Annotated in this window: 18 protein-coding genes; 8 read left to right on the top strand and 10 right to left on the bottom strand. The window is 68.7% G+C overall.

The genetic code is table 11. The annotated features are described in order from the left end of the window. Positions 1 to 95 precede the first annotated feature (95 nt). On the top strand, positions 96 to 944 hold the full coding sequence (locus OG876_RS33190; RefSeq protein ID WP_328520628.1) for an alpha/beta fold hydrolase: 849 nt from the start codon (positions 96 to 98) through the stop codon (positions 942 to 944). Between the two features lie 62 nt (positions 945 to 1,006). On the opposite strand, the gene arc is transcribed toward OG876_RS33190, so the two are convergent. From arc to OG876_RS33170, 4 genes are all read right to left on the bottom strand, one after another. Then, positions 1,007 to 2,752, bottom strand: coding sequence for a proteasome ATPase (arc, locus tag OG876_RS33185; RefSeq protein WP_328520627.1), 1,746 nt, complete (start codon positions 2,750 to 2,752; stop codon positions 1,007 to 1,009). A gap of 69 nt (positions 2,753 to 2,821) precedes the next feature. After that, positions 2,822 to 3,778 carry a tRNA (adenine-N1)-methyltransferase gene (locus OG876_RS33180; protein ID WP_328520626.1) on the bottom strand — a complete coding sequence of 319 codons (957 nt, stop codon included), beginning with the start codon at positions 3,776 to 3,778 and terminating at the stop codon, positions 2,822 to 2,824. Positions 3,779 to 3,830: 52 nt separating this feature from the next. Continuing rightward, entirely contained in the window at positions 3,831 to 4,982 is a 1,152-nt protein-coding gene (locus OG876_RS33175; RefSeq protein ID WP_328520625.1) for a site-2 protease family protein, read from the bottom strand. A 48-nt stretch (positions 4,983 to 5,030) separates the two neighbouring features. Beyond that, entirely contained in the window at positions 5,031 to 5,894 is an 864-nt protein-coding gene (locus tag OG876_RS33170) for an intradiol ring-cleavage dioxygenase (protein ID WP_328520624.1), read from the bottom strand. 208 nt (positions 5,895 to 6,102) lie between these two features. Between OG876_RS33170 and OG876_RS33165 the strand changes: the two genes are divergently transcribed. From OG876_RS33165 to glpK (OG876_RS33145), 5 genes are read left to right on the top strand one after another with little or no spacing between them, the layout of a single operon-like run. Further along, positions 6,103 to 6,990, top strand: a complete 888-nt coding sequence (locus OG876_RS33165; protein WP_328520623.1) for a RecB family exonuclease — start codon at positions 6,103 to 6,105, stop codon at positions 6,988 to 6,990. A 49-nt stretch (positions 6,991 to 7,039) separates the two neighbouring features. After that, positions 7,040 to 7,789: an ABC transporter ATP-binding protein gene (locus OG876_RS33160; RefSeq protein WP_328520622.1), complete on the top strand. Its 750-nt coding sequence runs from the start codon at positions 7,040 to 7,042 to the stop codon at positions 7,787 to 7,789. Then, the gene (locus OG876_RS33155; RefSeq protein ID WP_328520621.1) at positions 7,789 to 10,308 is read left to right on the top strand and encodes an ABC transporter permease; all 2,520 of its coding nucleotides are present in this window, start codon (positions 7,789 to 7,791) and stop codon (positions 10,306 to 10,308) included. Before OG876_RS33160 ends, OG876_RS33155 begins: the two co-directional genes overlap by 1 nt. Positions 10,309 to 10,354: 46 nt before the next feature. Further along, complete coding sequence (locus OG876_RS33150) at positions 10,355 to 11,113, top strand: IclR family transcriptional regulator (protein ID WP_328520620.1); 759 nt, start codon at positions 10,355 to 10,357, stop codon at positions 11,111 to 11,113. 60 nt (positions 11,114 to 11,173) lie between these two features. Beyond that, on the top strand, positions 11,174 to 12,691 hold the full coding sequence (gene glpK / locus OG876_RS33145) for a glycerol kinase GlpK (RefSeq protein ID WP_328520619.1): 1,518 nt from the start codon (positions 11,174 to 11,176) through the stop codon (positions 12,689 to 12,691). Here the strand turns inward: glpK (OG876_RS33145) and OG876_RS33140 are convergent, their stop codons facing one another. From OG876_RS33140 to OG876_RS33130, 3 genes are read right to left on the bottom strand one after another with little or no spacing between them, the layout of a single operon-like run. After that, a complete protein-coding gene (locus OG876_RS33140; RefSeq protein WP_328520618.1) occupies positions 12,692 to 14,404 on the bottom strand; it encodes a glycerol-3-phosphate dehydrogenase/oxidase in 1,713 nt (570 codons plus the stop codon). It abuts the gene before it with no gap. A gap of 46 nt (positions 14,405 to 14,450) precedes the next feature. Further along, positions 14,451 to 15,968 (bottom strand): glycerol kinase GlpK, encoded by a 1,518-nt coding sequence (gene glpK / locus OG876_RS33135; protein ID WP_328520617.1) that lies wholly within the window; start codon positions 15,966 to 15,968, stop codon positions 14,451 to 14,453. A gap of 39 nt (positions 15,969 to 16,007) precedes the next feature. Next, the gene (locus OG876_RS33130; protein WP_328520616.1) at positions 16,008 to 16,844 is read right to left on the bottom strand and encodes an MIP/aquaporin family protein; all 837 of its coding nucleotides are present in this window, start codon (positions 16,842 to 16,844) and stop codon (positions 16,008 to 16,010) included. Between the two features lie 271 nt (positions 16,845 to 17,115). Here OG876_RS33130 and OG876_RS33125 point away from each other — a divergent pair, with 271 nt between their 5' ends. Next, on the top strand, positions 17,116 to 18,408 hold the full coding sequence (locus OG876_RS33125) for an alpha/beta hydrolase (protein ID WP_328520615.1): 1,293 nt from the start codon (positions 17,116 to 17,118) through the stop codon (positions 18,406 to 18,408). Then, positions 18,408 to 19,193, top strand: a complete 786-nt coding sequence (locus OG876_RS33120; protein WP_328520614.1) for an SGNH/GDSL hydrolase family protein — start codon at positions 18,408 to 18,410, stop codon at positions 19,191 to 19,193. The genes OG876_RS33125 and OG876_RS33120 overlap by 1 nt, the downstream gene beginning before the upstream one ends. A 2-nt stretch (positions 19,194 to 19,195) precedes the next feature. Here the strand turns inward: OG876_RS33120 and OG876_RS33115 are convergent, their stop codons facing one another. The 3 genes from OG876_RS33115 to OG876_RS33105 are packed head-to-tail and all read right to left on the bottom strand — an operon-like array spanning position 19,196 to position 22,367. After that, positions 19,196 to 20,281: an ABC transporter ATP-binding protein gene (locus tag OG876_RS33115; protein ID WP_328520613.1), complete on the bottom strand. Its 1,086-nt coding sequence runs from the start codon at positions 20,279 to 20,281 to the stop codon at positions 19,196 to 19,198. 14 nt (positions 20,282 to 20,295) lie between these two features. Further along, positions 20,296 to 21,357 (bottom strand): ABC transporter ATP-binding protein, encoded by a 1,062-nt coding sequence (locus OG876_RS33110; protein ID WP_328520612.1) that lies wholly within the window; start codon positions 21,355 to 21,357, stop codon positions 20,296 to 20,298. Next, positions 21,354 to 22,367, bottom strand: a complete 1,014-nt coding sequence (locus OG876_RS33105) for an ABC transporter permease (protein ID WP_328520611.1) — start codon at positions 22,365 to 22,367, stop codon at positions 21,354 to 21,356. Before OG876_RS33105 ends, OG876_RS33110 begins: the two co-directional genes overlap by 4 nt. Positions 22,368 to 22,446 lie beyond the last annotated feature (79 nt).

Here is a 22,446-nt window from a genome sequence, read left to right as displayed (position 1 = left end):
TAGGCGGCAGAGCAGGGATACGTAGTCCGTTCCGGATGCCGTCCCTGCCGCCGCACGGTGACGATCGAGTCGACCGAACGAGCCGAGGAGGGGCCATGACAGCAGTCATCGAGCAGCCGACAGTCCATACCGTGACGGGCGGTGGCGGCCTGCGCCTGCACGTGCGCGAATGGGGCCGGACGGACGGGCCACCGATCGTGTTCATCCACGGTCTGTCGCAGAGCCATCTGTGCTGGCACAAGCAGTACGAGAGCGCGCTGGCCGGCGAGTTCCGCCTCGTCGCGTACGACCTGCGCGGCCATGGCATGTCAGAGGCGCCGCTGGAGCAGGAGCAGTACACCGACGCCCGCCTGTGGGCCGACGACCTCGCCGCGGTCATCGACCGGTTGCAGCTCGACCGGCCGGTCCTGGTCGGTTGGTCGTACGGCGCGTTCGTCATCTGCGACTACGTGCGAGCGTACGGCGAGGACCGGATCGGCGGGATCGACTTCGTCGGCGGCGCGGTCCGCCTCGGTCCGTCGGCGTACGGCACCCTGATCGGCCCCGGCTTCCTGGACAACTTCCCCGACCTGATCGCCGACGACCTGCCGACCAACATCCGCGGTGCGCGCGGTCTGATCAAGGCCTTCCCGGCCACCCCGTTCACGGCCGACGACACAGAGCTGCTGCTCGCGGCGAGTATGACCGTGCCGGCCCGGATCCGGGCCAACCTGGCCCGCGAGATCGACGAGGACGACGTACTGCGGACCCTCACGGTGCCGCTCGTGGTCACCCACGGCCGCGCCGACACGGTGGTGCTCCCGGCGATGGCCGAACACGTGCTGGCGACCTGCCCGACCGCCGAGGCCGCCTGGTACGACGGAGTCGGCCACACCGTGCACCTGGAGCAACCCGAGCACTTCAACCGCGAACTGGCCGCGCTCAGCCGGCGGGTCTCCGGGTAGTCCTGGAACGCCGAACGGCCGCCGGTCAGCTCAGGGGCTGATCGGCGGCCGTCTCGGTGTTCTTACAGGTATTGACCGGTGTTGGTGGCGGTGTCGATGGAGCGGCCGGGCTCGGTGCCCTGCTTGCCGGAGATGAGGGTACGGATGTAGACGATCCGCTCGCCCTTCTTGCCGGAGATGCGGGCCCAGTCGTCCGGGTTGGTGGTGTTCGGGAGGTCTTCGTTCTCCTTGAACTCGTCCACGCACGCCTGCAGCAGGTGCTGCACCCGCAGGCCCTTCTGGTTCTCGTCCAGGAAGGCCTTGATCGCCATCTTCTTGGCCCGGTCGACGATGTTCTGGATCATCGCGCCCGAGTTGAAGTCCTTGAAGTACAGGACCTCCTTGTCACCGTTGGCGTAGGTGACCTCGAGGAACCGGTTCTCGTCGGCCTCGGTGTACATCCGCTCGACGGTGCGCTGGATCATCCCGTTCACGCACTCCGCCTTGTCGCCGCCGAACTCGCTCAGGTCATCGGCGTGCAGCGGCAGGGTGGTGGTCAGGTACTTCGAGAAGATGTCCCGGGCCGCCTCGGCGTCGGGACGCTCGATCTTGATCTTCACGTCCAGCCGGCCCGGCCGCAGGATCGCCGGGTCGATCATGTCCTCGCGGTTGGAGGCACCGATGACCAGGACGTTCTCCAGGCCCTCGACACCGTCGATCTCGCTCAGCAACTGCGGGACGATGGTGTTCTCGACATCGGAGGAGACACCGCTTCCGCGGGTGCGGAACAGCGAGTCCATCTCGTCGAAGAACACGATCACCGGCATGCCCTCGGAGGCCTTCTCCCGGGCCCGCTGGAAGACCAGCCGGATGTGCCGCTCGGTCTCACCGACGTACTTGTTCAGCAGCTCCGGGCCCTTGATGTTCAGGAAGAACGACTTCTGCCCGTCCACCCCGGTCCGCTCGGCGACCTTCTTGGCCAGCGAGTTCGCCACCGCCTTCGCGATCAGCGTCTTGCCACAGCCCGGCGGGCCGTAGAGCAGCACGCCCTTCGGCGGCTTGAGCTCGTGCTCCAGGAACAGGTCCTTGTGCAGGTACGGCAGCTCCACCGCGTCCCGGATCTGCTCGATCTGACCGCTCAGACCACCGATCTGCGTGTAGTCGATGTCCGGGACCTCTTCGAGGATCAGCTCCTCGACCTCGGACTTCGGGATCTTCTCGTAGACGTAGCCGGAGCGGGGCTCCAGCAACAGCGAGTCACCGGCCCGCAGGGCCTGGTCCATCAGCGGCGAGGCGAGCCGGACGACCCGTTCCTCGTCCGCCTGCGCGATCACCAGCGCCCGCTCGCCGTCGGCCAGCAGCTCCTTCAGCATCACCACGTCGCCGACGACCTCGAACTCGCAGGCCTCGACCACGTTGAGCGCCTCGTTCAGCATCAGCTCCTGGCCGAGCTTGAGCGCGTCCAGGTCGACCGATGGGCTGGCCGCGACCCGGAGCTTGCGGCCACCGGTGAACACGTCCAGCGTGTCGTCTTCGTTGCGTCCGAGGAAGGTGCCGAATCCGGACGGCGGTTGGGCCAGCCGGTCGACTTCCTCCTTCAGGGCGATGATCTTCTCTCGCGCCTCCCGCAGCGTGTCGGCCAGCCGCTCGTTCTGAGCGGTGACACTCGCCAAGGAGGCCTGGGTTTCGGACAGTCTGCTTTCGAGCGACCGGCTGTCCGCCGGGTGCTCGAGCAGCCGACGTCGCAACGCCGCGACCTCGGCTTCCAGGTACCGGACCTGGTTACGCAGCTCTGCCGCGGTAGGACTCTCGTCTCCAGCCACGATCATCACCTCACCATGTGGGGCTCGACCCTATGGACCTTACCCAGAAAACCTCGCCGGGCAAGCTGTATCCCATCACGTGTCGGTTGCGGATGAATCAGTTGCCTTCGGCATGTCGTCGGATGTCTCGGCACGGCGCGGCCCCTGGTAGTCGTCGCCGTACGCGCCTGGTGCGGGCCGGCGCTTCTTGCGGGGTGCCTGCACCCCGTGCGCCATCCGCCTGGCGGTGACCAGAAAAGCTGTGTGACCTTGCATTCGGTGTCCCGGGCGAACCGCGAGACCCTCTACATGCCAGTCTCGCACGAGCGACTCCCAGGCGCGCGGCTCCGTGAACTCACCGTGTGCCCTCAGCGTCTCCACAAACCGGCTCAGCTGCGTCGTGGTGGCCACATAGGCACACAGCACCCCACCGGGTGAAAGCGCCTCAGCGGCGGCGTCAACGCACTCCCAGGGCGCCAGCATGTCCAGGACGATGCGGTCCACGTCCTGCTCGTTCAGCTTCTCGACCAGGTCGCCGACCTCGAGCCGCCAGGCCGGGTGCTCGCCGCCGAAGAAACCGGTCACGTTCTTCCGTGCGACCTCGGCGAAGTCCTCCCGACGCTCGAACGAGACGACCTGCCCGTGGATCCCGACCGCCCGCAGCAGCGCCGTGGTCAACGCGCCGGAGCCGGCCCCGGCCTCGACCACCTTCGCGCCCGGGAAGATGTCGGCCATCGTCACGATCTGCGCGGTGTCCTTCGGGTAGATCACCGCCGCGCCCCGCGGCATCGACACCGAGTAGTCGGCCATCAACGGCCGCAACGCCAGGTACTCGACACCGCCCTTGGACCTGATCACCACCGCGTCCGGCCCGTCGATCAGGTCGTCGTGCGCGATCCCGCCCTTGGTGGTGTGGAAGATCTTCCCGCGCTCCAGGAACACCGAGTGCCGCCGGTTCTTGGAGTCCTGCAGGGTGATCCACTCCCCCGCCTGCAACGGGCCGTGATGGACCCCGGAGAACGCCTGGTCGGGAAAGTCGCGCAAGTCAGCCATAAGGCGCTCACCTTAACTTTGAGTCACCCGTGAGCAGTAATTCAGCGGCCCGTCAACGACCTCTGAACGCCCGTTCGATGTCGGCAGTCGCGAGTACGCCGTACACGGCGCCGGTGGCGTCCAGGACCAGGTACTCCGAGGCGGGGTGCTCGCGGACCGTGGCGAGGATCTCCTCGCCGGTGTCGTTGACGCCGATGATGTGGCCCGCGCCGATGCGCGTCGCAACCTCGCTCACGGTGGTCCACGGGCGCTGGTTCGGCGCCACGGCAGTCACCGCGGACTCCGACACCAGCGCGTGCGGCTTGCCGTCTCCGTCGATGACCACGACCGCCCCGGCCTGCGACGCACCGGCCAACCGGACCGCTTCGGAGATCGGCGTACCGGAGTGGACCGCGATCGCGCGGCGGGCCAGCGTGCGGACCTGCAGAGCGGGCAGCTTGCGCCGGAGCCGGGCCTGCATCAGCGACGCGGTCGAACCCATCCACAGGAACCATCCGACCAGTGCCGCGATGATGAAGTCGATGAACGACGGCTGCCGGTTCCAGATCTCCTCGATCAGGACGGGGGCCGACAGCACCAGCAACGCGAGCACCCGGCCGGCCCATGCCGCCACGACAGTGCCGGTGTGCATGTTGCCGGTGAACTTCCAGACCGCCGCCCGCAGCACCCAGCCGCCGTCCAGTGGCAGGCCGGGGAGCAGGTTGGTGACGCCGACGATCAGGTTCGCGATGCCGAGCTCCCAGAGCGCGACGTACCCGACGCCCTCGTCGAAGGCGCGGGAGCCGAGGTAGGCGAGCCCGCCGACGATCAGCGAGGCGACCGGGCCGACCACCGAGACGGCGAATTCCTCGAAGGGTGACTTCCGCTCGCCCTCGATGTGCGTGCCGGCCGCGAAGAAGCCGAGGTTGATCTCGGACACCGGGATGCCGAACCGCATCGCCATCAGCGCGTGCGCCAGCTCGTGCACCAGGATCGACAGTGTGAACGCGACCACGAAGGCGAACGCGGCCAGATAGCGCCAGCCGCCCAGGTCCGGGAACTGCTGCCCGATGATCGCGGCGAACCCGATCGCCAGCAGCATCGCCACCGGCAGCCAGGTGAACCGCATGGTCAGCCGGATGCCGCGGACGCGACCGATCACCCAGGTTCCCGGCGGTGGGCCGGCCGGCTGGGCGGGGTTCTGGGGATCGCGCGGTTCTGGCATCGACCCAACGCTACTTGTCCGGCGGTAACACCGCGCTACATACCCACCTCACACGCCGACGCCGAGCGTGGCGACGTACCCCTCGGTTGCGTTTCCGGTGACCGTTGCGAGCTGATGTACGCCGCCGTCGTCGCCGAACACGTTGTCGTTCTCCAGGGATGTCCGGGCCAGGTTCTGGGCGCTGCCGTCGTAGCCGTCGGTGGCGTAGACCGTGTCGCACGCGTCCTTGGGCAGGGCGAGTTGGGAGGTCCTGGTGATCTTCCCGGCCGCGGTCGCGTCGTTCAGGCTCGAGTAGACCTCGAAGTGGATGTGCGGCCAGCGGCCCATGTACGCCGCCGGGAAGATCGTGGTGAAGGTGACCTTGCCGGTGGAATCGGCGGCCTGGACGCCGCGGAGGTAGTTCTCGTCGGTGGCGCCGTCGGAGTACAGCGAGTAGCGGCCCTGGGCGTCACAGTGCCAGAGGTAGACGGCCGCGCCGTTCAGCGGGGTGTCCTTGTCCGCGTCGAGGATGGTGAGCTCGACGGTGAGGGGTACGCCGCTCGCCACGCCGGATGCGGATCCGAAGGACTTGGTGATGTCGCTGCGGACGATGCCGGACTCGGTCAGCACGTTCGGTCCGTTCGAGCCGTCGCCCGGGAAGGGCCCACCGGTCTCTTGCGGGATCTCGTCGACGTCCGTCGTACCGGAGGTGGTGGAGGCGGTCGGCGAGCTCGACGGTGTGGACGCCGTCGGCGAGGACGAGGCGGTGGTCGGATCGGCTGAGACCGAGCCGGTGTCGTCCGCCGAGCAGCCGGCCACCGCGGCGAGGCCGGCGCCGGCGAAGAGACCGAGGAAACGCCGGCGGTGCAGCGTGCCCAGGTCGTACTCCAGGCCCAGGTCGTGTTCACGGGGTGGCTTCGGTGGTGGCGTCATGCATCCAGCCTGACAAGTCGAGCCGATGGTCGGCCGAAAGTCCGCTGGGAGTTCGCTGTGAACAGGTTTTCCACAGACCCGGGTGGTGCGCACGCGAAGTGTCCATGGACTCGCCTAGGGTCTTGGGTATGAGCGAGCGGAGCGAGGTCATCATCAGGCACAGCGCGTTTTGTGCCTCAGCCGCGCCCGGAGCGAAGCGAGGACGTGGATGAGTTCTGCAGCCGAAGTCGATGTGCATGGGCATCCCCGTGGGGCGTTGTCGCCGTCCCGGGCCGCGGACTTCATGAGCTGCCCGCTGAAGTATCGCTTCCGCGTCATCGACCGGTTGCCGGAGAAGCCGTCGTCCGCCGCCGTCCGGGGCACCGTCGTGCACGGCGTGCTGGAGCGTTTGTTCGATCTGCCGCGCGGTCAGCGGACGCTGGAGCACGCGGCCGAGATGCTCGAGCCGCAGTGGCAACACGTCCTGGAGCTGGAGCCGGAGGTCGCGGAGCTGTTCGCGGAGGACGCGAGCGGCGAGGAGCTGGCCAAGTGGCTGGCCGAGGCGCACCAGCTGCTCGGGAAGTACTTCACCCTCGAAGACCCGAACGCTCTCGAGCCGGCCGAGCGGGAGCTGTACGTCGAGACCGCGCTGGAGTCCGGCCTGGTCCTGCGCGGGTATGTCGACCGCCTGGACGTCGCCCCGACCGGTGAGATCCGCGTGGTCGACTACAAGACCGGCCGGTCGCCGTCGGAGTTCTTCGAGGCCAAGGCTCTGTTCCAGATGAAGTTCTACGCGCTGGTGCTCTGGCGGCTGCGCGGCGTGGTGCCCGCGATGCTCCAGCTCGTCTACCTCGGCAACGGCGAGATCGTCCGCTACGTCCCCGACGAGGCCGACCTCCGCGCCTGCGAACGCAAGATCACGGCCCTGTGGACGGCGATCACCCGGGCCCTCGAGTCCGGTGACTGGCGCCCGAGCCCGGGCCCGCTCTGCGACTGGTGCGACCACAAAGCCCTCTGCCCCGCCTGGGGCGGCACACCCCCACCCCTCCCGATCCGCTCGGTGGAAGAGGTTGCCGCCGAGTCCGCCGGGGTGGATCTGGTCGGCGTCGACGGCTGAGGCCAGCCACCCGCCCGCGGAGGAACCCTGGGTGGATAGCGTTCGTCGCATGAGTGTGGTTGACACGGCTGCGGTGCGTGCTGTCGGAGTGTGGAAGCGGTACGGCGGCGGCCAGACGCAGGTCGACGCGCTCGCAGACGTGAGTGCCGACTTCGGGAAGGGCCGGTTCACCGCGATCATGGGTCCGTCGGGGTCCGGGAAGTCGACGTTGCTGCATTGCCTCGCCGGCCTGGACAAGCCGACCGACGGACAGATCTTCCTCGGCGACGTCGACCTCACCCGGATGCCCGAGAAGCAGCTCACCCACCTGCGCCGGGACCGGATCGGGTTCGTGTTCCAGGCGTTCAACCTGGTCCCGACGCTGACCGCGCTCGAGAACATCACGCTGCCCGTCGATCTGGCCGGCCGCAAGCCGGACCAGGACTGGCTCACCACCGTGATCGACACGATCGGCCTGACCGACCGCCTCCGTCACAAACCGTCCGAGCTGTCCGGCGGCCAGCAGCAGCGGGTGGCGTGCGCCCGCGCGCTGGTCTCCCGGCCGGACGTGGTGTTCGCCGACGAGCCGACCGGCAACCTCGATTCGCGCTCGTCGGCCGACGTACTCGGCTTCCTGCACCGCTCCGTCCGTGACTTCGGCCAGACCGTCGTCATGGTCACCCACGACCCGACCGCGGCCTCGTACGCCGACCGCGTGCTGTTCCTGGCCGACGGCAGGCTGGAGTCCGAGCTGCTCGACCCGACCGCCGAGACCGTGCTCGACACCATGAAGAAGCTCGACCCCGCGGTGGCCGGCTGATGCTCAAGCTCGGCCTGCGGTCGGTCCTCGCGCACCGGCTCCGCTTCGTGCTGTGCACGGTCGCGGTCCTGCTCGGCGTCGCGTTCGCCGGCGGTGCGATGGTCTTCACCGACACCCTCTCCGCCGCCCTGAAGAAGAACTTCACGACCAGTACGGCGGACGTCACCGTCACGCCTGTCACGCCGATCGACGCCGGACCCGACCGGCCCGCCACCTTCCAGTCCACACTGGTCGAGCGCGTCGCCGCCGTACCGGGTGTCGCGAGTGCGAGCCCGCAGCTCCTGGTCAGGGACGTACAGATCCTCGCCCCGGACGGGAAGCCGATGGAGACGTACGGCCTGCCCAGCTTCGGGTCCGCGTGGCCACGGGACTCCCGGACCGCACAGTTCAAACTCCTCGAGGGCGACCTGCCCTGGGGCGTGGGCCAGCTCGGCCTCGACCGGTCGACCGCGACCCGCCTGGGCTACGACCTGGGCGACCAGGTCCGGATCGTCACCCCGACCAGGGCCGTGACCGCCAAGCTCACCGCCATCACCACGCCCGGCCTGGCCGGGATCTCGGCCGGCGCCCCGCTCGTCACTTTCGACGCCGTCACCGCGCAACTGTTTCTGCTCGGCAAGCCGGGCTGGACCTCGATCAGCGTGGCCGTCGAACCCGGCGCCGATGCCGGCACGGTGAGCAACGCGATCGCGCAGACCATCGGCGACTCGGTCAAGGTCCGCACCGCCGCCCAGGTCACCGTCGATGGCCAGAACGACCTGGACAACACGTTCGGCGGCTTCAGCACCGTGCTGATGCTGTTCGCCGGCCTGGCGCTGTTCGTGGGGACGTTCCTGATCGTCAACACGTTCGCGATGGTCGTCGCCCAGCGATCTCGCGAGCTGGCGATGCTCCGGGCGATCGGCGCGTCCCGCGGCCAGGTCACCGGCACGGTCCTGGCCGAGGCGCTCGTCATCGGCGTGATCGGTTCGACCCTCGGTCTCCTCGTCGGCATCGGCGTGGCGGCCGGCATCCGGTTCTTCTACCAGCACCTCGACATCCAGATCCCGAACGCGCCGATGCAGGTCAGCGCCGCCACGGTGATCGCGTGCTACCTGATCGGCATCGGTGTCACGATCGCGTCGGCGTACCCGGCGGCGCGCCGGGCCGGCAAGCTCCCGCCGGTCGCCGCGATGCGCGACGACGTGGCGCTGCCGGAGCGCTCGCTGCTGGTCCGCGTCCTGATCGGCGCGTTCATGCTGCTGATGGCCGTGACGCTGTATCTGATCGGGCTGGAGGCCGGTGATCTCCCCGGCGCCGTCCTGATCGGGTTCGCCGCCGCGATCACCGTGCTCGGCGTCGTCATGGTGAGCCCGCTGATCAGCAGGTACGTCGTCCGCGCCCTGATGTGGCCGTTCGGGCGCAAGGCCCCGGTGACCCTCGGGCGCCGCAACGCCGAGCGGAACCCACGGCGGACCTCGGCCACGGCTTCTGCGCTAATGATCTCGGTCGCGCTGATCAGCGGCCTGCTGGTGATCGCCGCGTCGGCCAAGGCGTCGATCGACAAGAACATCGCCGACGAGCTCGGTACGGCGGAGCTCGTCATCACCTCCGACGGCCCGGCCAGCTTCAGCCCGCAGGTCGCCGACCGGGTCACGACGGTCTCCGGCGTCCAATCGGTGCATCAGCTCCGGCAACAGGCCGGGCAGGTCGGTGCCTCCACGGTGCAGGTCAGCGGTGTCAGCGATGGCACCCTCGACGGGTCGATCACCACGAAGTTCGACGCGGGCTCGGCGGCCGGACTGCACGACGGCCAGGCTGTCCTCCCCCGGAATCTGGCGAAAACCCTCGGCCTGAGTGTCGGCAAGACGTTCGACCTCACCACGACGACGGGCAAGCACCGCCTCACCGTCGGCGGCATCCTGGTCCCGAACCGTCAACTGAACGCGATCGTCCTGTCGCTCCCGGCGTACGAGTCCGTCGGCGGCGCCGCGAGCGACTCGGTCCTGTACGTCGAAGTTGCCCAGGGCACCCAAGTGGCGCCGGTCGCCGCCCTGATCCTCGGGCAGCTGAAGGACTACCCGTCGATCCAGGTCCGCGATCAGCAGGCATACGCGGCCGGCGCGCGCGGACCGGTCAACAGCGCGCTCGCCGCGATCGGGATGCTGCTCGCGCTGGCGATCCTGATCGCGATCCTCGGCATCATCAACACGCTCGCACTCGGCGTGGTCGAGCGGACCCGTGAGATCGGCCTGCTCCGGGCGATCGGCATGGACCGCCCGCAGCTGCGCCGGATGCTCCGGGTCGAGTCGATCGCGATCTCGTTGCTCGGCGCCCTGCTGGGGCTGGCGATCGGCGTGCTGTTCGCGGCGTCCATCCAGTCCGCGATGGTCGACAACGGCCTGAACGTCCGCGACATCCCGGTGCTCCAACTGATGGTCGCCGCGCTGGCGGCCGCGGTCGTCGGCGTACTCGCTGCGGTCTGGCCATCACGGCGCGCAGCGCGTCTGGACGTCCTGCAGGCGATCGCCACGGAGTAGAGGCGACCTACAGCCATACCACTGCGTTCACAGGTAGCCTGCGATTGTGCCGGGCACTGTGCAGTCGATCGAGCGGGCTGCGGCCGTGCTGCGACTGCTCGCCGCCGCGCCCAACGGGCTCGGGGTGGCCGATCTCGGCAACTCCCTCGGGCTGGCGAAGACGACCGTGCACGGCATTCTGCGCACTCTGCACCAGGTCGGCTTCGTCGAACAGGACCACACCGGCGCGCACTACCACCTGAGCGACGCCTTCGGCCGGCTCGGCGACAGCTACCTGGATCCGAACGAGCTCCGGAGCCGCGCGATCAACTGGGCCGACTCGCTGGCCTCCCGCAGCGGCGAGGTGGTCCGCGTCGGCCGCCTGGTCGAAGGCAAGGTCGTGGTCGTCCACCACGTCTTCCGGCCGGACGACAGCGACCAGGACCTCGACGTCGGTACGACGCTCCCGCCGCATGCGACCGCCCTCGGCAAGGCCGTGCTGGCGTTCGACACCAGCGGCGCCGCCCGGCCGCACAAGCTGGAGGCGTACACCACCCGGACGATCACCGACCCGGCCCGGCTCGCCGACGAACTGGCCGCGGTCCGGGCCAAGGGCTGGGCCAGCGAGTTCGAGGAGTACACGGTCGAGCTGGCCGGCATCGCCGCTCCGATCCGGGGCCTCGGCGGCCTGGTGGTCGGCGCGGTCGGGTTGGCGGGGCGGGTCGAGCGCATCTGCGACAGCCGCCTGCGGCACCGCGCCGACCTGGTCAGCATGGTTCGTGCCACCGCGGAGGCCATCGGTCGTGACCTCCGGGAGGACACTTGACGGGTGGGCCGTCGGGTCGGTCGAGGAGAGCCGGCCGGCGGGTGATCGGGGGTTGGGCAGATGGCTGAGCAATACGTGGCCGCGGTGGATCAGGGAACGAACTCGACGCGGTGCATCCTCTTCGACCGGCGCGGGCGGTTGGTGTCGGTGGCGCAACGGGAGCACCACCAGCTCTTCCCCCGGCCGGGCTGGGTCGAGCACGACGCCGGCGAGATCTGGAACAACGTCACCCGCGTGGTGCCCGCCGCGATCCGGCAGATCGGTGCCTCGCCGGCCCAAATTGTTGCCATCGGCATCGCCAACCAGCGGGAGACCAGCCTGCTCTGGGACCGGATCACCGGGCGGCCGATCGGCCACGCGGTGGTCTGGCAGGACACCCGGACGGACCGCATCATCACCGAACTGGCCGGCACCGAAGGCCCGGACCGGTTCGCGGATCTGTGCGGTCTCCCGTTGACGACGTACTTCTCGGCGCCGCGGGTCAAGTGGATGCTCGACCACACACCCGGGCTGCGGCAACGCGCCGAGCGCGGCGAGATCCTCTTCGGCACGATGGAAAGCTGGCTGATCTGGAACTTCACCGGCGGTGCGGCCGGTGGACTGCATGCCACCGACGTGACGAACGCGAGCCGGACGATGCTGATGAACATCGAGACGCTCGAATGGGACGACAGGCTGCTGGAGTCGTTCGACGTACCGCGCGCGATCCTGCCGGAGATCCGCCCGTCGTCCGGGGTCTTCGCGACCGCGACCGAGGTGCTGCCCGGGGTCCGGATCGGCGCGGCCCTCGGTGATCAGCAGGCCGCGCTGTTCGGGCAGACCTGCTTCAGTGCCGGTGAGGCGAAATGCACCTACGGCACCGGCTCGTTCCTGCTGCTGCACACCGGGCAGGAGATCGTCCGGTCCAAGCACGGCATGCTGACCACGGTCGCGTACCAGATCGGTGACCACCCGGCGTCGTATGCGCTCGAAGGGTCCATGGCGGTGACCGGCTCACTCGTGCAGTGGTTCCGGGACGGGCTCGGGATGATCCATACCGCGGCCGAGATCGAGACGCTGGCCCGGACGGTCGAGGACAACGGCGGGGCGTACATCGTGCCGGCGTTCTCCGGCCTGTTCGCGCCACACTGGCGGAGCGAGGCGCGCGGGGTGATCGCCGGGCTGACCGGCTACATCACCAAGGGCCATCTCGCCCGCGCGGTGCTGGAGGCGACCGCGTTCCAGACCCTCGAGGTGGTCGACGCGATGAACGCCGACTCCGGGATCGCGCTGACCGCGCTGAAGGTCGACGGCGGGATGACGGCCAACAATCTGCTGATGCAGTTCCAGGCCGATCTGCTCGACGTACCCGTGGTGCGGCCGATGGTGACCGAGACCGTGTCGCTCGGCGCGGCGTACGCCGCCGGCCTGGCGGTCGGCTACTGGCCCGACCTCGAGGGGCTCCGCAGCAACTGGCACCGCGCCGGCCAGTGGCTGCCGCACATGGATCCCGCCCGCCGGGAGACCGAGTACACGAACTGGAAATCCGCCGTCCAGCGCACCTTCAACTGGATCCGCCCGGAGGACCAGAGCCTGTAGTCAGGCCGGCGACACGATGTCGGGCGCCTCGAGGCGGACCTTGTCGGCGGACTCGTCGTCGGGCTGCTCCTGGGAGTCGCGCTCGGACTGGACCCGGCGGAGGTAGACCGAGACCTCGCGCTCGATCGCCGCCTCGTCCCAGCCGAGGGTCGGGGCGATCAGGCGGGCCGCGGCCTCGGCGGCGCCGACCCCACGGTCCCAGGCCTCGATCGAGATCCGGGTCCGGCGGGCCAGGATGTCGTCGAGATGGCGCGCGCCTTCGGCCTTGGCGCCGTACACGATCTCGGCCTTCAGGTAGTCCTGCGTGCCGGGCAGCTGCTCACCGAGCGTCGGGTCCTCCTCGACCAGCGCGAGGACCTCGTCGATCATCGCGCCGTACCGGTTCAGCAGATGCTCGATCCGGGCCACGTGCAGGCCGGAGCGCTGCGCGATCAGGTGCCGTTGGTTCCACAGCGCGTGGTAGCCGTCGGCGCCGACCAGCGGGGTGGTCTTGGTGACCGACTTCGGCACCCGGCCGTCCAGGGCCGCCGCGGCGGCGTCGATCGCGTCCTTGGCCATCACCCGGTACGTCGTGTACTTGCCGCCGGCAACGACCACCAAGCCGGGCGCCGCGTGCGCGACGACGTGTTCGCGGGACAGCTTCGACGTACTCTCCGACTCGCCGGCGAGCAGCGGTCGCAATCCGGCGTACACACCCTCGACGTCCTCACGAGTCAGTGGCGTGGTGAGGACCGCGTTGACGTGCTCGAGCAGGTACTCGATGTCCTTGCTGGTCGCGGCCGGGTGGGCCTTGTCCAGGTGCCAGTCGGTGTCGGTGGTGCCGATCAGCCAGTGCCGGCCCCACGGGATGATGAACAGCACGGACTTCTCGGTCCGCAGGATCATCCCGGTGCTGGACTGGATCCGGTCCTTCGGGACGACCAGGTGGATGCCCTTCGAGGCGCGCACGTGGTACTGACCGCGCTCCCCCACCATCGCCTGGGTGTCGTCGGTCCAGACGCCGGTCGCGTTCACGACCTGCTTGGCCCGGACCTCGAACTCGCGGCCGCTCTCCAGGTCCTTGGCCTGCACCCCGGTGACGCGCTCACCTTGTCGCAGGAAACCGGTGACCTTGACCCGGTTGGCCACGTGAGCGCCGTACGACGCCGCCGTGCGGGCGAGCTCCATCGTGTGCCGGGCGTCGTCGACCTGGGCGTCGTAGTACTGCAGTGCGCCGATCAGGGCCGACTTCCGCAGGCTCGGGACCAGCCGCATCGCGCCGCGGCGGGTCAGGTGCCGGTGGAGCGGCAGTCCGGCGCCGAACCCGGAGCTGACGGCCATGCCGTCGTACAGGGCCACGCCGGCGCCGGCGTAGAACCGCTCCCACCACCGGTGCTGGAGCGGGTAGAGGAACGGCACCGGCTTGACCAGATGCGGTGCCAGGCGTTGCAGGAGCAGACCTCGCTCCTGCAACGCCTCGTGTACCAGCCGGAAGTCGAGCATCTCCAGGTAGCGCAGGCCACCGTGGACGAGCTTGCTGGACCGGCTGGAGGTGCCGCTGGCGAAGTCGCGCGCCTCCAGCAGTCCAGTGGTCAGGCCACGGGTCGCGGCGTCCAGAGCCGACCCGGAGCCGACCACCCCGCCACCGATCACCAGGACGTCCAGTTCCCGTCCGTCGGCCATCGCGTCGATCGCTTCGGCCCTCGCTTGCGGTGACAGCGCCACTACGCCCACTGTGCTGTTCCTTCCGATTCCGTTACCTACTGCCGATACCGCCTGATCAGCCGACGTCGACCCAGTCAAGCGTGCGCTGGACTGCCTTCTGCCAGCCGGCGTACCCCTTGGCCCGCTGTTCGTCGTTCCACTGCGGCTCCCACCGCTTGTCCTCGTTCCAGTTCTGGACGAGCTCTTCCTTGTTCTTCCAGAAGCCGACCGCCAGGCCTGCCGCGTACGCCGCCCCGAGTGCCGTGGTCTCCGCCACGACCGGCTTGCTCACCGCCACGCCGAGGATGTCGGCCTGCATCTGCATGCAGAGCTCGTTGGCGGTGATGCCACCGTCCACCTTGAGCACGTCCAGCTTGACGCCGGAGTCCTTCTCCATCGCGTCCGAGACGTCCTTGCTCTGGTAGCAGATCGCTTCCAGTGTTGCTCGGGCCAGGTGGGCGTTGGTGTTGAACCGGGACAGTCCGACGATCGCACCGCGAGCGTCGGAACGCCAGTACGGCGCGAACAGGCCGGAGAACGCGGGCACGAAGTACACGCCGCCGTTGTCCGCGACCTGCCGGGCCAGTGTCTCGGTCTCCGCCGCGCCGGAGATGATGCCGAGCTGGTCCCGCAGCCACTGGACGGCCGACCCGGTCACCGCGATCGAGCCCTCCAGCGCGTAGACCGGCGCCTCGTCACCGAACTTGTAGCACATCGTGGTGAGCAGGCCCGCCTTCGATCGGACCAGCTCGGTGCCGGTGTTCAGCAGCATGAAGTTGCCGGTGCCGTAGGTGTTCTTCGCCTCGCCCGGGTTGAAGCAGACCTGACCGACGGTCGCCGCCTGCTGGTCGCCGAGGTCGCCGGTCAGCGGGATCACCCCGCCAAACGGTCCGTTCGCCAGCGTCTCGCCGTACTTGTTCGGGTCCGACGAGGGCCGGATCTCGGGCAGCATCTGGCGCGGGATGTTGAAGAACGAGATCAGCTCGTCGTCCCAGTCGAGCGTCTCCAGGTTCATCAGCATCGTGCGGCTGGCGTTCGTGACATCGGTGATATGGACGCCGCCTTCGGTGCCGCCGGTGAGGTTCCACAGCACCCAGGTATCGGTGTTGCCGAAGACGGCGTCACCGGCCTCGGCGGCCGCGCGGACCCCGTCGACGTTCTCCAGGATCCACTGCACCTTGCCGGCCGAGAAGTACGTCGCCGGCGGCAGGCCGGCCTTCTGCCGGATCACGTCGCCCTTGCCCTCGCGGTCCAGCGCGGAGGCGATCCGGTCGGTCCGGGTGTCCTGCCAGACGATCGCGTTGTAGTAGGGCCGCCCGGTCTTGCGGTTCCAGACCACCGCGGTCTCGCGCTGGTTGGTGATGCCGACCGCCGCGAGGTCGCTGGCCTGCAGACCCTGCGCGTTCATCGCGGTCCGGATGACCGAGCTGGTCCGCTCCCAGATCTCCACCGGGTTGTGCTCGACCCAGCCGGCCTGCGGCAGGATCTGGTCGTGCTCCAGCTGGTGGATACCCACCTCGTTGCCGGAGTGGTCGAAGATCATGAAACGGGTGCTCGTGGTGCCCTGATCGACGGCACCGACGAAGTCAGCCATGGAAAGTCCTCTCCTCACACAGGGGTGTGCTGCGGTGAATCATGCTGCGCTCTCCTCATCAGGCACCCGGCCGACCTCCTCGTCCGCGTCGCCGACCGGCAGGTTCCGGCCGACCAGCAGGTCGTACAGGAGCGCGCCGATGAGCGCACCGATGATCGGTCCCACGATCGGGACCCAGAAATAGAGGTCGCCGAACTGGTCCTTGAAGGCTCCCCCGTAGCCGGTCAGGTAGGAGGCCAGCCGCGGCCCGAAGTCACGCGCCGGGTTGATCGCGTAGCCTGCCAGCGTGCCCCAGGCCATTCCGATGCCGACGACCAGCAGGCCGATGATGAACGGGCCCAGGTTCGCCGCGGGGGCGGTGTTGCGCAGGTCGACGATGGCCAGGATGACCAGCATGAGGATCGCGGTGCCGATGATCTGGTCGAGGAAACCGCCCCACACGCCGACCCCGAGTTCCACGTTGCCGTTGCCCGGCAGGGTGGAGAACACGCCCTGACTCTTGATGGTCAGGCCAGGGTCGAACTTCTCCAGAACGGCGTTGTAGTTCCAGCGGACCACCAGAGCCGCCACGAACGCGCCGAGGAACTGCGCACCGATGTACGGCAGCACCTTCCGCCAGGCGAACCCGCGGAACGCCGCCAGGGCGATCGTGACCGCGGGATTGATGTGGGCGCCGCTGATCCGGGCCGAGACGTACACGCCCATCGTCACGCCGATACCCCAGGCCCAGGCGATCGAGTCGTGATCCCCGATACCCCCTGCCACCACTTGGGCCACCACGCCAACACCGAACAGGATCAGGATGAACGTTCCTGCGAACTCCGCGGAACACTCAGCCAGAAGGGTTCGTGCTTTGACCGCTTCGGTCGTAGCCATACCGAGCCTCCCTTCCACGCCGTGACGACCACGGCTGTCCGGAATCTAGGAGCGATCGCGAGGCGGCACAACGCTCGTCGTTCGACATTGTCGAACGCCGCTCCCCCGGCCCCCGACTGCGACACACGGTGACCTGACCGCCTCGAACGGGTACCACCCGGGCGAGCCGGCCAGCTGCCGGTCTCAGGCGCTCAGATCTCACCTCGTGCCAACCGGCTGGGCCTGGTCCGCGTCTGGCATGTGGGTCTTCCCGGCACTCAGGAGGGGTTGGATGAACGTGTCGCTGCTCGGGGGCTGGCTTCCGGCGGTGCTGGATGTCGTGGCCGTTGCCGCCCTCGTGGTCGCGGTGGGGTGGCGGGATCGGCAGTGGCGCGTGCGGGCGGTGCCGATGATCGTGGGTGGGGCGACGCTGGGGACGCTGATCGCCGCGTATCCGGCGGTGCGATTGCTCGGCATCACCGACCCGCTGCCGTTCCATGTGTGGCTCTGGTTCGGGGCCGCGCTGGCGGCGTTGATCGTGCTGGCGGCCGGCTGGCGGAGCGCGCGCTGGTGGCGACGCGGCACGGCGGTCGTGGCGATCGCGCTCGCGACGCTGGTCTTCGCGAACCAGATCAACCAATTCGTCGGCTACTACCCGACCATCTCCGCGGCGGTGAACGACTGGACCCACACCCCGCTGCCCGGTCAGGAATCGATGGCCGGGCTGGCACACGACGCCGGTACGGCGAAACTCCCGCCGGCCGGTCGATTGGTCGCGGTGACCATCCCACCGACGTACAGCGGCTTCCGGCATCGGCAGGAGCTGGTCTACCTGCCGCCGATCTGGTTCCGCGGCCGGCATCGCCCGACGCTGCCCGTGGTGGAGATGGTCGGCGGCGAGCGCGGTGGTCCGGGTGACTGGGTCCGGCTCGGCAACGCCGTACAGGTGTCGGACGACTACGCCCACAGCCACCACGGGTACGCGCCGATCCTCGTCTTCACCGATTCGATCGCGCGGTTCAACAACGACACCGAGTGCGTGAACGGCCCGCGGGGCAACTCCGCCGACCACCTCGACCAGGACATCCCGCACTTTATCGAGCACACCTTCGACGCGTCCCGGAACCCGGCGCAGTGGGCCGTCGCCGGATTCTCGATGGGCGGCACCTGCGCGCTCGACCTGGTCGTCGAGCACCCGTCGACCTTCACCCACTTCGTCGACATCTCCGGCGACCTGGCCCCGAACAGCGGCGACCCGGCCCAGACCCTCGCCGATCTCTACGGCGGGAACGTCGCCGCCGAGCACGCGAACGAACCCCTCCTGGTCATGCATGCCCACGGCCGGTACCGCGGCGTGAGCGGCTTGTTCCTCACCAGCACCGCCGAGCCCCGGCACCAGCACGAGGCCGAGGAACTCTCCCAGGCCGCGGCCAAGGTGGACATCTGGTCCCAGGTCGAGGTCTCTCCCGGCAGCCACGTCTGGCAGTTCGCCGGTCCCGCGTTCGCGACCGCCTACCCTTGGTTGGCCAACCAGCTCACTGCCGCCCCGGCTCACCGTGAAGCGAGGTCCCCGAAACCGGCGTGATGCCCAGACTGCGACGGCTCACCACCGCGCTGCTCCTCATCGCACTCGTCGCCGCCCTGGCCGGCGGCGGCGCGGTGAGCGCCGCACCACGGCTGCCGATCCCAGCTGTCGGTCAGGTCCACGTCGTCGCGCTCGGCGACTCGGTCACCTCAGGTACGGCCTGCAACTGCACGGCCTTCCCCAGCATGTACGGCGATCTTCTGCACACCCGGACCGGCGACACCGTCACCGTCGACAACCTCGGCGCGGGCGGCCTCGACAGCACCGGTCTGCTCCGGCAGCTCGACCAGCCCAACTCCCCCACGGAGCAAGCGATCTCCGGCGCCGACATCGTGCTGCTCACCATCGGCGCGAACGACTTCGGCGACCACCACGACGACGTCACCGCCGGCCGCTGTACCGACACCGACTGCGTCGCCGACGAGCGCGAACAACTCACCATCAACCTGGACCGGATCCTCGGCCGCATCCACGCCCTGCGCGGCGATCAGCCGACAACGATCCTGGCCACCGGCTACTGGAACGTCTTCGAGGACGGCGACGTCGCCCGCCGTACCTTCCCGGCCACGGGTCGCGCCGCCACCGACCAGCTCACGCTCCAGGTCAATGCCGCGATCGCCGGCGCCGCCCACACGGACGACGCCACGTACGTCGACATCTACACGCCCTTCGAGCGCGACGCCGCCGACGTCACGACCTTGCTCGCCGCCGACGGCGACCACCCCAACGCCGCCGGCCACGCCCTGATCGCCCGGCTACTCCTCGAGGCGACGCCCAGCCACTGACCTCAGCTGTCCTGGACGTCCGCGCTCGGGGCCGGAGCCGCGGGCTTGTCGGAGGGTTGGTTCTCCGGGAAGTGGCACGCGGTCTGGTGACCGGGAGCCAGCTGCAGCAGCGGGGGCTCGGTGGTCTTGCAGATCTCCTGGGCTTTCCAGCAGCGGGTGTGGAAGCGGCAGGCGGGAGGCGGGTTGATCGGGCTGGGGACGTCACCCTGGAGGCGGATGCGGTCCTGCTTGCCCTTGCGCTTGGTGTCCGGGACCGGGACGGCCGACATCAGCGCCACTGTGTAGGGGTGCATCGGGCTCTCGTACAGGTCGACCCGGTCGGCGAGCTCGACGATCTTGCCGAGGTACATGACCGCGACCCGGTCCGACACGTGCCGTACGACGGACAGATCATGAGCGATCATCACGTACGTCAGTTCGAACTCTTCCTGCAGGTCCTCCAGCAGGTTCACCACCTGGGCCTGGATCGACACGTCCAGCGCGGACACCGGCTCGTCGGCGACGATCAGCTTCGGACGGAGGGCCAGCGTCCGCGCGATGCCGATGCGCTGGCGCTGACCTCCGGAGAACTCGTGCGGATAGCGGTTGTAGTGCTCCGGGCTCAGACCGACCAGCTCGAGCAACTCCTGGACAGACTTCTTCACGCCCTGCTCGGTCTTGACGTGCTGCAGCCGGAACGGCGCACCGACGATCTTGCCGACCGTGTGCCGCGGGTTCAGCGAGCCGTACGGGTCCTGGAAGATCATCTGTACGTCGCGACGCAGCGGACGCATCTTGCCGTCGCCGATATGGCTGATGTCCCTACCCTCGAGGACGATCTTCCCCGAGGTAGGCTCCAGCAGCCGGGTGAGCAGCCGTCCGGTCGTGGTCTTGCCACACCCGGACTCCCCCACCAGCGAGAGTGTCTCGCCGCGGGTCACGTTGAAGGTCAGTCCGTCGACAGCCTGAACGGCGCCGACCTGGCGCTGCAGCAGGCCCTTGCGGATCGGGAAGTGCTTCACCAGGCCGGTGACCGACAGCAGCTCCTCGCCGAGCTTCGGCGCGACTACGCCCGGGACGGCGGTGGGATCGGTGTTCGCAGTTGTCACAGTCGTCGTCCCGTTCAGAGCTTCGGCTTGATGTCGGTCTCCCACGCTGTTTTGCGGTTCTGCGGGGAGAGATGGCAGGCGACCATATGGCCGTCACCGATGTCCAGCAGCTCCGGCCGTTCGGTCTCGCTGGCGCCGCCGTTCAGGTGCGCGTAATTGCAGCGCGGGTTGAACGCGCAGCCCTTAGGCACGTTGATCAGGCTCGGCGGCGTGCCCTTGATCGGGATCAGCCGCTCGCTGCGCTCCCGGTCGATCCGCGGCATCGAGCCGAGCAGACCCCAGGTGTACGGGTGCTGCGGCCGGTCGAAGATGTCCTCCGCGGTGCTGTACTCGACCGCTCGGCCGGCGTACATGACCTGGATGTCGTCGGCCAGCTCGGCGACCACACCGAGGTCGTGGGTGATGATGATGACGGCGGAGTTGAACTCGCGCTGCAGGTCCCGGATCAGGTCCAGGATCTGCGCCTGCACCGTCACATCGAGGGCCGTGGTCGGCTCGTCCGCGATCAGCAGGTCCGGGTCGCAGGACAGCGCCATCGCGATCATCGCGCGCTGGCGCATGCCGCCGGAGAACTGGTGCGGGTACGCGTCGACCCGCCGGTCCGGCTGCGGGATGCCGACCCGGTCGAGCATCTCGATCGCGTGCTTGCGCGCGACCTGCTTGCTCACCTGGTTGTGCACCCGGTACGCCTCGATGATCTGGTGCCCGACGGTGTAGAACGGGTGCATCGCGGACAGCGGGTCCTGGAAGATCATCGCCATCCGCTTGCCGCGGAGCTGCCGGACCTCCTCGGGCGTCGACGAGACCAGGTCCTGGCCGTCGAGGAAGATCTCGCCGCTGATCCTGGCCACCCCCGGCGGGTTGAGGCCCATGATGGACAGGCTGGTCACGCTCTTGCCGGAGCCGGACTCGCCCACGATGCCGAGCGTCTTGCCCCGCTCGAGCGCGAACGACAGCCCGTCGACGGACTTCACGATGCCGTCGTCGGTCGGGAAGTGCACCTTCAGGTCGCGGACGTCGAGGAACGCCTCACCCCGCGGGATGCGCTGCACAGTGTCTTGCTGGGGTTCGGTCACGAGATCCGCACTCTCGGGTCGACGACGGCGTACAGGACATCGACGACGAGATTCGCCAGCACGATGAAGAACGCTGCGACCAGTGTCACCCCGAGCACCTTGGGCAGGTCGTTCGATTGCAGCGCGAGCACGGCGTACTGGCCGATCCCGGGCAGCGAGAACGTCGTTTCGGTCAGGATCGCGCCGCCCAGCAACAGGCCTAGATCCAGGCCGAAGATGGTCAGGATCGGCGTCAGCGCGGACCGCAGGCCGTGCTGGACAATCACGTTCCGTTCCCGCAGCCCCTTGGCCCGCGCGGTGCGGACGTAGTCCTCGTTCATCGTCTCGAGCATGCCGGCCCGGGTTAGTCGCGCGTACGCCGCGGCGTACAGGAAGGCGAGCGTGGTCCACGGAAGGATCAGGTCGTACGCCCATTCGAGCGGGTTCGAGGCGTCCATCGGGTTCGTGCCGCCCTGCGCGGTCCACCCGAGGCCGTAGCTGAAGATCGACAGCGCCAACAGGCCGGTGAAGAAGATCGGCAGCGAGACCCCGGCCAGCGCCACGGACATCAGTGATCGGTCCATCACCGACCCACGTTTGAGCGCGGAGACGACGCCGACGCCGACGCCGCTGACGAGCCAGATGACGGCCGCGCCGACCGCCAGCGACAGGGTGACCGGCATTCGGGCGACCAGATCCGGCCAGACCGGGGTCTGGTTCAGGAACGAGTAGCCGAAGCAGGGCGCCGGGCAGTGCTCGACGGCCGGGCCGTAGTTGTAGTCCTGCCCGACGAACAGACCCTTCATGAAGCGGCCGTACTGCACCCACAGTGGGTCGGTGAAGCCGAGCCTCACCGCGGTTTCGTGGATCTGCTCCGCGCCCGCACTCTTGCCGACATAGCGGGAGGCCAGGTCGTCGCTGGTGGCACCACCGAGCTTCGGAACGAGGAAGAAGATCGAGAACGTCACGGCCGTGACGATGAAGAGCAGGACTATTGCTCCGATCACCCGGCGGACCAGATATGCGAACACGGTACTTGGCTTGGTGGCCGGTGATCATCACGATCACCGGCCACCGTCAGCCTTCACCTACCTCTGCTGGCGAATGTTG

This window comes from Kribbella sp. NBC_00359 (genome assembly GCF_036097425.1).
Taxonomy (GTDB): domain Bacteria; phylum Actinomycetota; class Actinomycetes; order Propionibacteriales; family Kribbellaceae; genus Kribbella.
This window is presented reverse-complemented; position numbering and strand designations above follow the sequence as displayed.